This is a genomic window from Sphingomonas trueperi (assembly GCF_040545665.1).
In the GTDB taxonomy this organism is placed as follows: Bacteria; Pseudomonadota; Alphaproteobacteria; order Sphingomonadales; family Sphingomonadaceae; genus Sphingomonas; species Sphingomonas trueperi_B.
In genome coordinates, this window is the sequence record NZ_JBEPMH010000004.1 from 130,882 (window position 1) to 144,549 (window position 13,668).

Sequence of the window (13,668 nt, forward strand, 5' to 3'; positions counted from 1 at the left end):
CTTAGCGTAGTCCACCCTCTCCACGTCAGTCCCTCCTCCAGGCGGGAGGGGAGCGAAGACTTGGAAGGGCTCGTCCAGGCACAAGCGCTCGCCGCAGCCGAGCAGGAAGCCGCCTGCTCCGTCCAGCGCGGCGGCGGCTGGCGGCCGGGGGCGCGCTGGGCGCGGGTCGCGCGCGATGCTGCCATCGCCGCGCTCCCGCCGCACCAGCGGCCGCCGATGCGCGAGCTCGGCCGGCGCAGCGAGGCGGCGGCGCCGGTGTTCAAGCGGATGCGGCCCGACGAGGGCGGGGCGATGGCGGGTGGGGTGGTGCGGTTGCCGCTGGCGGCGCGCGGGGCTGCGCCGTCCGTCGTGGCGTCGGCGCCTCCCCCACAATCGTCATCCCGGCGAAAGTCGGGATCCATTCGCCTGTCGGTTTCGGCTTCCTCCCCAGCGGAGAAGGTAATGGATCCCGGCCTTCGCCGGGATGACGAAAGGGGTGTGGAGTTTCCCCGCATCCTCTCCCGCCGCACCGGCAGCCGCAGCGAAGTTGCCGCCGCCTGCCCCGCCGCCATCGCCGCGGGTATCCGCATCGGCATGGCGCTTACCCAGGCCCGTGCGCTGGTGCCCGAGCTGCGCGTCGACCCGGCCGATCCCGAAGGCGATCGCGCCGACCTCGAACGGCTGGCGCACGGCCTCGCGCGGCGCTGGTCGCCGAGCGTGACCCTGGCCGGCGAGGACCTGCTGTTCCTCGACCTGACCGGTGTTGCCCATCTCCACGGCGGCGAAGCCAGGATGCTGCGCCGGCTGCATGCGCTGCTCGCCCGGCTGGGCTTCGCCGCTAGGATCGCCGTCGCCGATACCCTTGGCGCCGCCTGGGCCTTGGCGCGTTTCCGCCCCGAGACGCTGCTCCGCTGCCCGCCCGGCGAACATGGCGCGTGGCTCGCGCCGCTGCCGGTCGAGGCGTTGCGGCTGGAGGGGGATGCGCTCGACCTGCTCCACCGGCTCGGCGTCGACAGCATCGGCCAGCTCGCCGCGCTCCCCCGCGCGCCGCTGGTCCGCCGCTTCGGCACCGTCATCGCCGCGCGGCTGGACCAGGCGCTGGGCCGCATCCCGGAGCCGGTCACCCCCGTCACCCCGCCCGAGCAGATCGCGGTCACCCAGCGCTTCGCCGAGCCGATCGCCACGCCCGAGGCGATCGCTCACTGGCTGGGCGATCTCGTCCACCGTCTCGCCGAAGCATTGGCCGAAGCAGGGCAAGGGGCGCGCCGCATTGGGCTGGTCGCCGACCGGGTCGACGGCGTGCCGCAACGGATCGGCATCGGTCTCGCCCGCGCCAGCCGCGATCCCGCGCACCTGCTCCGCCTGCTCGCGCGCCGGATCGACCAGATCGAACCCGGCTATGGCCTCGACGCGATGACGCTGCATTTGCTGCGCAGCGAACCGCTGGGTGCGCAGCCGGTCGACGAGCGGCTGGATGCCGAGACGGTGCCCGATCTCGCGCCCTTGATCGACACGCTGGCGACGCGGATCGGCATGGCGCGGCTCTGGCGGATGCGGCCGGTGGAAAGCGACGTGCCGGAGCGCTCGGCCGCCGCCCTCCCGCCGCTCAATCCGCCCGAACGCGAGGCCCCGCCGATGAAGGCCGACGATGTCCGCCAGCTCGATCGCAATGCCCCGCTGCCGCCCTGGCACCCCGACTGGCCGCGCCCGATCCGCCTGCTGCGCCGGCCCGAGCGGCTGGACTTCGTGGTCGCCGAGCTGCCCGACCAGCCGCCGCGTCGCTTCACCTGGCGGGGCGAGCGGCACGAGGTGGTCCGCGCCGACGGGCCCGAGCGGATCCATGGCGAATGGTGGAAGCGCGCGACCGAGACGCATGCCACGCGCGACTATTTCCGCGTCGAGGACGAACGCGGCCGCCGTTACTGGCTGTTCCGCCAGGGCGATGGCGAACGTAGCGTTACCGGCGATCTCAGCTGGTATCTCCACGGCCTGTTCGGGTGACCGCCATGTATGCCGAACTCCAGGTCACCAGCCATTATTCCTTCTTGCGCGGCGCCTCCGCGCCGTCCGAGCTGTTCGAGGCGGCGGCGGCCTATGGCATGCCCGCGCTCGGCATTACCGATCACAACAGTGTCGGCGGGATCGTCCGCGCGCTGGTCGCGGCGGAGGCGACGGGCGTGCGGCTGGTCACCGGCTGCCGGCTGGACCTGACCGACGGCAGCGGCGTGCTGGTCTGGCCCGAGGATCTCGCCGCCTGGTCCCGGCTCACCCGGCTGCTCAGCATCGGCAAGGCGCGGGCGGATGCGCAGCATGGAGAGAAGGGGCAGTGCTTCCTCCATTGGGAGGATGTGGCGGGGCATGCCGACGGCCTTGTCGCCGCGCTGGCGCCGGGCATGGCGGATGGCGGCGACCCGGCGGCGCTGCGCTGGATGGCGGATGTGTTCGGGGACCGGGGGCATGTCACCCTCACCCGCCATCGCCGGCCGCAGGAGGCGGTGCGGTTGCACGGGCTGGCAGAGGCCGCCGCCGCGCATGGCCTGACCCCGCTCGCCACCGGCGACGTGCTCTATCATCACCCCGACCGGCGGATGCTGCACGACGTGATGACCGCGATCCGCCACACCACCACCGTCGACGATCTCGGCTTCCGCCGCGCCCGCAGCGCCGATCGGCATCTCAAGCCCCCGCACGAAATGGCGCGCCGCTTCGCCGCCTGGCCCGAGGCGCTGCAGGCGGTGGAGGCAGTGGTCGAGCGCTGCAGCTTCTCCCCCCGCGAACTCGGCAAGCTCTATCGCTACCCCGATGAAGTGGTGATGTCCGGCCGCAGCCCGCAGCAGGCTTTGGCCAAGCTCGCCCGCGATGCGCTCGCCGCCAAGTTCCCGGAAGGGCCGCCGCCCGCCTATGCCGAACTGCTGGAGAAGGAGCTGCGGCTGGTCGAGAAATTCGGCTATGCGCCCTATTTCCTCACCGTCCATTCGATCGTCCGCTTCGCCCGCGCGCAGGAAATCCTGTGCCAGGGGCGGGGGAGTGCGGCCAATTCGCTGATCTGCTTCCTGCTCGGCGTCACCTCGATCGACCCGGTGGTGCACAAATTGCTGTTCGAGCGGTTCATTTCCGAGGACCGCGACGAGCCCCCCGATATCGACGTCGATTTCGAGCATGAGCGGCGCGAGGAAGTGATCCAGTGGATCTACGAGACCTATGGCGCGCGCCACGCCGCGCTCACCGCCGTGGTCAGCCGCTATCGTACGCGTGGGGCGGTGCGCGAGGTCGGCAAGGCGCTGGGGCTGCCCGAGGACGTCACCGCCGGGCTGGCGGGGCAGGTCTGGGGCTGGTCGAACGAAGGGGTGAGCGAGGCCGATGCCGCCGCGCTCAACCTCGATGCCAGCGAACCGCGGCTGGCGCTGACGCTCGATCTTGCCCGCCAGCTGATCGGCACCCCGCGCCACCGCTCGCAGCATCCCGGTGGCTTCGTGCTGGCCCAGGCGAATCTCGACGAGATCGTGCCGATCGAACCGGCGGCGATGGTGGCGCGGCGGGTGATCGAATGGGAGAAGGACGATATCGAGGAACTCGGCCTGATGAAGGTCGACATTCTCGGGCTCGGCATGCTCGGCTGCATGCGGCGCGCGTTCGACCTGCTCGAGCAGCACAAGGGGGTGAAGCTCACCTTGGCTTCCGACGCGATGCAGGAGGACGACGAAGACACCTTCAAGATGATCCAGAAGGCCGACACGCTCGGCACCTTCCAGATCGAGAGCCGGGCGCAGATGTCGATGCTGCCACGACTGAAGCCACGCGAGTTCTACGACCTCGTCATCCAGGTCGCGATCGTGCGGCCGGGGCCGATCCAGGGGGACATGGTGCACCCCTATCTGCGGCGGCGCGAGGGCAAGGAGGAGGTCGAGTATCCCAGCGCGGAACTGGAGGACGTCTTGTCGAAGACCTTCGGCGTGCCGCTGTTCCAGGAGCAGGCGATGAAGGTCGCCATCGTCGGCGCGGGGTTCGAACCGGCCGAGGCCGATGCGCTGCGCCGCGCGATGGCGACCTTCAAGTCGACCGGCGGCGTCACGCACTTCAAGGAGAAGATGATCAGCGGGATGCTCAAGAAGGGCTACACCCAGGATTTCGCCGAGCGGACCTTCAAGCAGATCGAGGGTTTCGGCAGCTATGGCTTTCCCGAGAGCCACGCGGCGAGCTTCGCCAAGATCGCCTATGCGTCGAGCTGGATGAAGTGCCACCATCCGGACATTTTCTGCGCGGCGCTGCTCAACGCCCAGCCGATGGGCTTTTACGCGCCGGCGCAGATCGTCCGCGATGCGCGCGAGCATGGCGTCGAGGTACGCGCGGTGTGCGTCAACGACAGCGACTGGGATACGCGGGTCTTAGGATCCTCCCCGGAACGGGGAGGGGGACCATGTGCGCCAGCACATGGTGGAGGGGGAGCTCCACACGGGCATCCCTTGCCGAGCTCCCCCTCCACCACCGCCTTCGGCGGCGGTCCCCCTCCCCGTGCCGGGGAGGATCTGCGGTTCCTCCCCCTTCGCCTCGGCATGCGCGTCGTGCAGGGGCTGTCCGCGCGCGATGCCGAGGCGATCCTCACCGCCCGTGCCGAGCGGCCCTTCACCTCGATCGAGGATGTCTGGCGCCGCGCCCGCGTTTCCCCCGCCGCGCTGACCAAGCTCGCCCAGGCCGATGGCTTCCGCGCCTTCGGCCAGGATCGCCGCCAGGCGCTGTGGGCGATCAAGGCGCTCGACCAGGCGCCCTTGCCGCTGTTCGCCGGCATCGAGGGGCCGATCCAGGCCGCCGAGCCTGTGGTGACGCTCACCCCGCTCACCGCCGGCCGCGAGGTGGTGGAGGATTATCGCGCCACCCAGCTGAGCCTGCGCGCGCATCCGCTCCACTTCCTGCGCGGCACGCTCGCGGCGCGGCGCATCCGCCCCTGCGGCGACCTCAAGACGCTCAAGGACGGCGCGCGGGTGGAGGTGGCGGGAATCGTGCTCGTCCGCCAGAAGCCGGGCAGCGCCAAGAGCATCTTCCTCACGCTGGAGGACGAGAGCGGGATCGCCAATGCGATCGTCTGGCCGGCGCGCTTCGCGCTCTACCGCCCGATCATCCTCGCCGCGCCGATGATCGCGGTGCGGGGGCGCCTCCAGCGCGAGGGCGAGGTGCTGCACCTGATCGCCGAGACGATCACCGACCTGACCGACCTGCTGCGCAGCGTCGGCGCGCTCGACCTGCCGCGAATGACGATGCCCGGCGACGGCGCGACGCATGGCGGCACGATCGATTCGCGCGACCGCAAGGTCACCCGCGCCACCGATCCCGCACAAGCCTATCCAAAGCAGCGAACGCCGGAGAGCTGGCCGTCGCGGCGCGAGGACATCATTCCGATCAAGTCGCACGATTTCCACTGATTCCGAATATCGCTACGCCGTTGCATCATCTTCCGGGGGGAACCATGCTGAACCATCTTCTGATCGCCGGATCCGGTCTGCTGCTCGCATCCACCGCGCACGCGCAAAGCGTCGCGCCGCCGCCCGCGGCGCTGCAGGCGCTCGAAGGCTGCTGGCAGGGCAGCGGCAAGGTGATGGACAAGCCCGTCACCCTCACGCTCCGCGCCGCGCCGACGGCGATGGGGGCAATGATCGCGCTCGATACGACCAGCGTCGCCACCGCCGATGCCGCCGACCGCTACGCCGCGCACCTCGTCTTCGGCTGGTTGCCCGCCAAGGCCGGGCGCCCGGCAGGCGCGCTCACCGGCTATTGGGCGGACAGCTTCGGCGGCGCCTTCGCGGCGCCCGGCGAGGGCGAGGCGCAGGATCAGGGATTCGAGATGCGCTATCGCTTCGGCAGCGACACCTTCGTCAATCGCTGGCGGCGCACGGGGCCGGCGCTCGAATGGACGATCGTCGCGCGCGATGCCGTGGGCAAGGAAAGCCTCTTCGCCACCTATCGGCTGATCGTCACGCCCTGCGGACCGGCCAGGCCGGCGCCGCGCCGCTAGGACGCCGCGCCGGCCCCGCGGATCAGCCTGCGACCACCGTCTGCTCGATCGTGCCGAAGATCGGGTGGTGCTTGTCGTCCTCTGCCCAGATGCGGATCGTGTCGCCCGCCTTCAGGAACGGTGTCTCGGCGCTCCCACGCAGGATCGTCTCGACGGTGCGCACCTCGGCGAGGCAGCAATAGCCCTTGCCGCCCTCGCCGATCGGCTTGCCCGGGCCACCATCGTCGTCGCGATTGGAGACGGTGCCCGATCCGATGATCGTGCCCGCACCCAGCGCGCGCGTCTTCGCCGCATGGGCGATCAGCGTGCCGAAATCGAAGGTCATGTCCTCGCCCGCGTCGACCCGGCCGAAGGGCTTGCCGTTGAGGTCGACCATCAGCGTGCGGTGGAGCTTGCCGTCCTGCCACCAATCGCCCAGCGCGTCCGGCGTGACGAACACCGGCGAGAAGGCGCTGGCCGGCTTGGACTGGAAGAAGCCGAAGCCCTTGGTGAGTTCGCCCGGGATCAGGTTGCGCAAGCTCACGTCGTTGGTCAGGCCCACCAGCCGCACCGCCGCCAGCGCTTCCTCACGGCTGGCACCCAGCGGCACGTCGCCGGTGACGACCACCACTTCGGCCTCCAGGTCGCAGCCCCAGCTTTCGTCCTTGAGCGGGATCGAATCGCGCGGGCCCAGGAAGCCGTCGGACCCGCCCTGGTACATCAGCGGATCCTGCCAGAAGCTCTCGGGCAGCTCGGCGTCGCGTGCCTGCCGCACCAGCGCGACATGGTTCACATAGGCGGAGCCGTCCGCCCATTGATAGGCACGGGGCAAGGGGGCCGATGCCTGGCGCTCGTGGAAGCGCATCATCGGGATGGTCTCATGCTCGAGATCGGTGGCGAGGTTGCGCAGATCGCCCTCCACCCGCGCCCAATCGTCCAGCGCCGCCTGCAGCGTGGGGGCGATATGGCTGGCATCGGCGCACCAGGCGAGATCGTTCGAGACGACGACGAGCTTGCCGTCGCGGCCCTGCTTGAGGCTGGCTAGTTTCATTTGACACCATCTCCTTCGGCGGTCGCCATAGAGCAACTTCGCTCGCCACGGAACCGTAGCCCCTTGGTACGTATTTTGCCCAGTCGCATTGACTTCGGGGCGGGCCATGATCAACGAATTACATATGGCCGCTCCGCTTCGCTTTCTGGATCATGGCGGCGAAATGGCGGAACGTATCCGCACGTTCGACTGGACGAACCATCCTTTCGGCCCGCCAGGGTCCTGGTGCGAGCCGCTGCGCATCACGGTCGACATGATGCTGGCCTCGCGCTTTCCCAAAGCGCTCTATTGGGGCCCCGAGTTCCGGCTGCTCTACAACGATGCCTGGGCGCCGATCGCAGCCGACCGGCACCCCTGGGCGCTGGGCCGCGCAGGCGGTGAGGTCTGGGCGGAGATCTGGGACGTGGTCGGCCCGCAGATGGAGGAGGTGGTCGCCACCGGCCGCGGCTTTGCCGTCTACGATCAGCTGCTGCGGATGGCGCGCGACGGCGTACCGCGCGATACTTGGTGGAACTACAGCTTCACCCCGGTGCGCAATGCCGAGGGGCGGGTGCTCGGCATCCTCAACCAAGGCAACGAGACGACGCGGGTGGTGCTTGCCGAGCGCGCCAAGCAGGCCGAGATCGAGCGGCTGCGCGACTATTTCGAGCAGGCCCCCGGCGCGGTGGCGCTGCTGGACGGCCCGGAGCACCGATTCGTGCTGGCAAACCCCGCCTATCTCGAACTGGTCGGCCGCGAGGCCGTGGTGGGGCAACGCGTCGCAGAGGCGCTGCCCGAGGTCGTCGAGCAGGGCTATGTCGATGTGCTCGACCATGTGTTTCGCAGCGGCACCCCCTACCGCGCGGTCAATCGCGACGTGATGCTGCAGCGTCGCGCGGACGCACCCACCGAGCGCCGCGTACTCGATTTCGCGTTCCAGCCGATCAAGGATTCGCTCGGCGCGTGCACGGGCATCTTCATTTCCGCTGCCGACATCACCGAGCGTGCGGCTGCCGAGGAAGCGTTGCGGCGGAGCGAGGAGCGGCTGCAGCTCGCGCTCAACGCTTCGACCGGCATCGGGACCTGGGACTGGACCGCGGAGAGCGGCCGGGTGACCGGCGACGAACGCTTCGCCGCGCTGTTCGGCATCGATCCCGAGCGGGTGACCCATGGCGGCGCCTTCGATGCGGTGCTCAACTTCATCCACCCGGAGGATCGCGCCCGTATCGCGCTGGAGGTGCGCCAGTCGATCGCCGACCGCGCGCCGCTCAAGCTGGAATTCCGCGTGGTGCGTGCCGATGGCGAGGTGCGCTGGCTGCTCACCCAGGGGCGCTGCACCTTCGATGCCGAGGGGCGTCCGATCCGCTTCCCCGGCGTCAGCTTCGACATCACCGACCGCAAGCTCGCCGAGGAAGCCGCGCAGGAGGCGGCCGAGGACCTGCGCTCCGCCACCGAGTCGCAGTCGTTCCTGCACGGCCTCGCCGAACGCCAGCGCGCGCTCGACACCCCCGACGCGATCATGGAACTCACCGCGGCCGAACTGGGAGCGAAGCTGGGGCTCGCCCGGGTCGGCTTCTACCGGGTGGCGGGCGACGTCATTCATCTGGGCCCGTGCTGGACCGATGGCAGCCTGCCCAAGTTCGCCGGGCAATGGCGGCTGGATGCGGTGGCGCCGCTGGTCGAGCGCTACCGCCAGGGCCGCACCGTCACCTTCGACGACAGCAGCGCGGAATTCCCGCATACCGAGCTGAGCAAGCTCTCGCCCTCGGCGATCGGCGTGCCGCTGCTGCGCGGCGGGCAATGGGTGGCGACCTTCTACGCCAATGGCGCCGGGCCGCGCGCATGGCTGCCCGAGGAGATCGCCTTCGTCGAGACCGTGGTCGAGACCACCTGGGATTCGGTCGAACGCGCCGATGCGGTGCTGGCGCTGCGCGAGAGCGAGGCGCAGTTCCGCGCGATCACCAACTCGATCGATCACATGGTCTGGTCGGCCGATGCCGAGGGTGCGGTCGATTTCTATAACGACCGATGGTACGACTATACCGGCGTCGAGCGCGGCAGTACCGACGGCCAGGCCTGGGGGCAGGTGCTCCACCCCGGCGATCAGCGGCGGGCGGCCGCGGCCTGGGAGCATTGCGTCCACACCGGGGAGCTGTATCGCATCGAGTATCGGCTGCGGCACCATAGTGGCATCTATCGCTGGGCGCTGGGCCGCGCGCAGCCACTGCGCGACGAGACCGGCCGCATCGTCCGCTGGTTCGGCACCAGCACCGACATCCAGGACATCGTCGACGCGCGCGAAGTGCTCGCCCGCTCGCGCGAGGAACTGGAGGCCGCCGTGCGCGAGCGGACCGAGCGGCTGATGGCTGCCGAGGCGCAGCTCCGCCAGGCGCAGAAGATGGAGGCGGTGGGCCAGCTGACCGGCGGCATCGCGCACGACTTCAACAACATGCTCGCGGTGGTGATCGGCGCGCTCGACCTGATGGAGCGCCGCGTCGCGCAGGGGCGCACCGATATCGATCGCTATCTCATCGCCGCGCGCGACGGGGCGAGCCGCGCGGCGGCGCTCACCCAGCGGCTGCTCGCTTTCTCGCGCCGCCAGCCGCTCGCGCCGACCGCGCTCGACGTGAACGACATGCTCGGCGGGATGATCGAGCTGCTGGTGCGCACGCTGGGCGAGAGCGTGGTGATCGAGACCCAGTTCGCCCGCCGGCTCGATCCGGTGGTGGCGGACCGCAACCAGCTCGAGAATGTCGTGCTCAACCTTGCCGTCAACGGCCGCGATGCGATGCCCGAGGGCGGCACGCTGACGATCGAGACCGCGCTGGTGGCGATCGACGCGGAAGAGGCCGCGCGGCACGAGATCGCCGCCGGCGACTTCGTCGAGATCCGCATCCGCGATACCGGCGTCGGCATGCCGCCGGAGGTGGCGGCGCGCGCCTTCGATCCGTTCTTCACCACCAAGGGTGTCGGCAAGGGCACCGGGCTGGGGCTCAGCCAAGTGTTCGGCTTCGTCCGCCAGTCGGGCGGGCATGTGACGATCGAGAGCGTGCCCGGGCGCGGTACCTGCGTGCGGGTGCTGCTGCCCGCCCAGCCCGAGGCGGTGCCTACGCCCGCCGCAAGCGGCGTCACGCGCGAACTGCCGCGCGGGCAGTCCAGCGAAGTGATCCTCGTCGTCGAGGACGAGGACCGGGTGCGCACCTATTCGGTCGAAGCGCTGCGCGAGCTCGGCTACGGCGTGGTCTTCGCGCGCGACGGGATCGAGGCACTGCGGCTGCTCGAACGCGGGCAGAGGGTTTCGCTGCTGTTCAGCGACGTGGTGATGCCCGAGATGAGCGGCCGCGAGCTGGCGACGCGGGTGCGCGAGCGCATGCCCGATCTCAAGGTGCTCCTCACCAGCGGTTATGCGCCCGATTCGCCGGCGGCACGCGAGGACGAGCACATCCTGCCCAAGCCGTTCGACATCGCCGCGCTGGCCACCGCGATCCGCGCCGCACTGGACGGTTGACGGCAGGAAAGGCTTGACCTTCGGGCGCGCGTTCGCCATTCGCGCCGCGGCTTCGGGCGACGCGTCCGTTTGACCAGTCCCTGCCGCCGAGTCCTGTCGAAGGGCGGCCAGGGTCCGCCCGGCAGGCGGAGGACGTGTATCCATGGCAAATGTGGCAGTGATCGGCGCCCAATGGGGTGACGAAGGCAAGGGCAAGATCGTCGACTGGCTCGCCGAGCGTGCCGATGTGGTGGTCCGCTTCCAGGGCGGGCACAATGCCGGCCACACGCTGGTGATCGGTGAAAAGGTCTACAAGCTCTCGCTGCTGCCCTCGGGCATCGTGCGCGGCACGCCCAGCGTGATCGGCAACGGCGTGGTGCTCGATCCCTGGGCGCTCAAGGCCGAGGTGGAGAAGCTGCGCGACCAGGGCGTCGACGTGACTCCGGACACGCTGAAGATCGCCGATACCTGCCCGCTGATCCTGCCCTTCCACCGCGATCTCGACGCGCTGCGCGAGGACGCCAGCGGCGCGGGCAAGATCGGCACCACCCGCCGCGGCATCGGCCCGGCTTATGAGGACAAGGTCGGCCGCCGCGCCATCCGCGTGTGCGACCTCGCCAATCTCGATTCGATCGGGCCGCAGCTCGATCGCCTCGCCGCGCACCACGACGCGCTGCGCGCCGGCTTCGGCCAGCCGCCGATCGACCGCGACGCGCTGGTCGAGGAGCTGCGCGGCATCGCCGGCTTCGTGCTGCCGTTCGTGCAGCCGGTGTGGAAGATGCTCAACGAGGCACGGTCGCGCGGCCGCCGCATCCTGTTCGAAGGCGCGCAGGGCGTGCTGCTCGACATCGACCACGGCACCTATCCGTTCGTCACCTCGTCCAACACCGTATCGGGCACCGCGGCGAGCGGCAGCGGCATGGGGCCGGGGGCGGTGGGCTTCGTGCTCGGCATCGCCAAGGCCTATACCACCCGCGTCGGATCTGGCCCGTTCCCGACCGAGCAGGACAACGATGTGGGCGAGCGGCTCGGCACGCGCGGGCACGAGTTCGGCACCGTCACCGGGCGCAAGCGCCGCTGCGGCTGGCTGGACGCGGTGCTGCTGCGCCAGTCGGTCGCGGTTTCGGGCATCACCGGAATCGCGCTGACCAAGCTCGACGTGCTCGACGGGTTCGAGGAGATCCAGGTCTGCACCGGCTATCGCCTGAACGGCGAGGTCCTCGATTACTATCCTGCCAGCGCGCCCGACCAGGCGGCCGTGGAGCCGATCTACGAAACGATGGAAGGCTGGTCGGAGTCGACCTTCGGTGCGCGCAGCTGGGCCGATCTGCCGGCACAGGCGATCAAGTATATCCGCCGCGTGGAGGAGCTGATCCAGTGCCCGGTCGCGCTGGTCTCGACCAGCCCCGAGCGCGAGGACACCATCCTCGTCCGCGACCCCTTCGCAGACTGACGCGAAAACGCCCGGCCCTCGGGGGAGGGCCGGGCGCATCGGAACTCAAGGCGCGGGGCTGAAAGGGGGAAAGGCTCCGCGCCGAGCTACCGCTCGTTAGCGCGGACGCTTGCGCTTGGGCTTGTCGCCGGTCTGGTCACTCGTGGTCGAGTCCGTGGTGGTCGCGCTCGGGTCCGTCGGCGACGTCGTCGTCGTCGTGGTCGACGAATCCGGTGTGTTCATCGTGCCCGAACCGGTGGTGCCGCCGGGCGTCGTCGTGGTCGACGGGTTCATCGACGGATCTGTCGGCGAGGTCGACGGCTGGCCCGGCGTGGTGCTCTGGTCCATGGTCGAGCCGCCCGGCGTCGTCTGGCCCGGCGTGGTCTGCTGCGCGAAGGCAGCCGGCGCGGCGATCAGCGTAGCAGCGGCGAGAATGGTCTTGATATACATTACACGGCATCCTTCTGTTGATTATGCCAACGGAAGATTAACCATCAAATCCCCAACAAGTCTCACTAACTGATTTCGATTAATCGATAAAAGCGAACGGGTCAGGGGCGAGTCGAGCGCAAGATCAGCCGACCTGCGCCCGGTGCAGCAATTTCTGGTCTGCCAGCACGAGCGCGACCATTGCTTCGACCACAGGCACGCCGCGGATGCCGACGCACGGATCATGGCGGCCCTTGGTGCGGATCTCGCTGGCCTCACCCTCGCGGGTGACGGTCTCGACCGGGATCAGGATCGAACTGGTCGGCTTGAACGCGACGCGCATCCGCACCGGCTGGCCGGTGGCGATGCCGCCCGCGATGCCGCCGGCATGGTTGGCGAGGAAATCCACGCCGCCATCGCCGCGCGGGCGCATCGCATCGGCATTCTCCTCGCCGCGCAGGGCGGCTGCCGCGAAGCCGTCGCCGATCTCGAAGCCCTTCACCGCGTTGATCGACATGCAGGCCGCTGCCAGTTCGCTATCGAGCTTGGCGTACAGCGGCGCGCCCCAGCCGGCAGGCACGCCGGTCGCCTCGCAGGCGACGACGGCACCGAGCGAGGAACCGTCCTTGCGTGCGGCATCGACCAGCGCTTCCCAGCGGACGGCCGCATCGGGATCGGGGCAGAAGAAGGGGTTGTTGCCGATCTCGGCCGCGTCGAACCGGGCATAGTCGATCGCATCGCCGCCGATTGCCTCGACCCAGGCGGTGATCGTCACCTCCGGAATCACCAGTCGTGCGACCGCACCGGCTGCCACCCGCGCGGCGGTCTCCCGCGCCGAGGAACGGCCGCCGCCGCGATAGTCGCGGAAGCCGTATTTCTGGTCATAGGCATAGTCGGCATGGCCGGGGCGATAGGCCTTGGCGACCTCCGAATAGTCCTTGGAGCGCTGGTCGACATTGTCGATATGGAGCGCGATCGGCGTGCCCGTGGTCCGCCCCTCGAACACGCCGGAGAGGATGCGGACCTGGTCCGGCTCCTGCCGCTGGGTGGTGAAGCGCGACTGGCCGGGGCGGCGGCGATCGAGGAAGGGCTGGATGTCGCCCTCGCTGAGCGTCAGCCCCGGCGGGCAACCATCGACCACCGCGCCGAGCGCGGGCCCATGGCTCTCGCCCCAGGTGGTGAAGCGGAACACGCGACCGAAGCTGTTGAACGACATCGGCGCACGCCCTCCGTCTGGGTTGAAACCGCGGGCCGTTTCGCAGGTGTCGCGCGCGGCTGCAACCCGTTCGGCGGAGGCTCGAGGGACGGTGCCGACTTTTGAAGCT

General features: G+C 69.8%; 8 protein-coding genes. 5 read left to right on the top strand and 3 right to left on the bottom strand.

Annotated features, from left to right (window positions below):
- Nucleotides 1-60 precede the first annotated feature (60 nt).
- Genes ABIC65_RS14115 through ABIC65_RS14125 form a run of 3 tightly spaced genes read left to right on the top strand, consistent with a single transcriptional unit; the run spans nucleotide 61 to nucleotide 5,986 of the window.
- On the top strand, nucleotides 61-1,980 hold the full coding sequence (locus ABIC65_RS14115) for a Y-family DNA polymerase (RefSeq protein WP_354309583.1): 1,920 nt from the start codon (nucleotides 61-63) through the stop codon (nucleotides 1,978-1,980).
- Nucleotides 1,981-1,985: 5 nt separating this feature from the next.
- Nucleotides 1,986-5,396: an error-prone DNA polymerase gene (locus tag ABIC65_RS14120; RefSeq protein WP_354309585.1), complete on the top strand. Its 3,411-nt coding sequence runs from the start codon at nucleotides 1,986-1,988 to the stop codon at nucleotides 5,394-5,396.
- A gap of 44 nt (nucleotides 5,397-5,440) precedes the next feature.
- Nucleotides 5,441-5,986 carry a hypothetical protein gene (locus tag ABIC65_RS14125; RefSeq protein WP_354309586.1) on the top strand — a complete coding sequence of 182 codons (546 nt, stop codon included), beginning with the start codon at nucleotides 5,441-5,443 and terminating at the stop codon, nucleotides 5,984-5,986.
- Nucleotides 5,987-6,008: 22 nt separating this feature from the next.
- Here ABIC65_RS14125 and ABIC65_RS14130 read toward each other — a convergent pair whose 3' ends face one another.
- Complete coding sequence (locus tag ABIC65_RS14130) at nucleotides 6,009-7,016, bottom strand: fumarylacetoacetate hydrolase family protein (RefSeq protein ID WP_354309588.1); 1,008 nt, start codon at nucleotides 7,014-7,016, stop codon at nucleotides 6,009-6,011.
- A gap of 124 nt (nucleotides 7,017-7,140) precedes the next feature.
- Here ABIC65_RS14130 and ABIC65_RS14135 point away from each other — a divergent pair, with 124 nt between their 5' ends.
- Both ABIC65_RS14135 and ABIC65_RS14140 read left to right on the top strand, forming a co-directional pair.
- Nucleotides 7,141-10,503: a PAS domain-containing protein gene (locus tag ABIC65_RS14135; RefSeq protein WP_354309589.1), complete on the top strand. Its 3,363-nt coding sequence runs from the start codon at nucleotides 7,141-7,143 to the stop codon at nucleotides 10,501-10,503.
- A 142-nt stretch (nucleotides 10,504-10,645) separates the two neighbouring features.
- Nucleotides 10,646-11,935, top strand: coding sequence for an adenylosuccinate synthase (locus tag ABIC65_RS14140; protein WP_354309590.1), 1,290 nt, complete (start codon nucleotides 10,646-10,648; stop codon nucleotides 11,933-11,935).
- Nucleotides 11,936-12,031: 96 nt separating this feature from the next.
- Here ABIC65_RS14140 and ABIC65_RS14145 read toward each other — a convergent pair whose 3' ends face one another.
- Both ABIC65_RS14145 and aroC read right to left on the bottom strand, forming a co-directional pair.
- Nucleotides 12,032-12,364 carry a hypothetical protein gene (locus ABIC65_RS14145; RefSeq protein WP_354309591.1) on the bottom strand — a complete coding sequence of 111 codons (333 nt, stop codon included), beginning with the start codon at nucleotides 12,362-12,364 and terminating at the stop codon, nucleotides 12,032-12,034.
- A gap of 124 nt (nucleotides 12,365-12,488) precedes the next feature.
- The gene (gene aroC / locus ABIC65_RS14150) at nucleotides 12,489-13,559 is read right to left on the bottom strand and encodes a chorismate synthase (protein WP_354309593.1); all 1,071 of its coding nucleotides are present in this window, start codon (nucleotides 13,557-13,559) and stop codon (nucleotides 12,489-12,491) included.
- Between the last annotated feature and the right edge of the window lie 109 nt (nucleotides 13,560-13,668).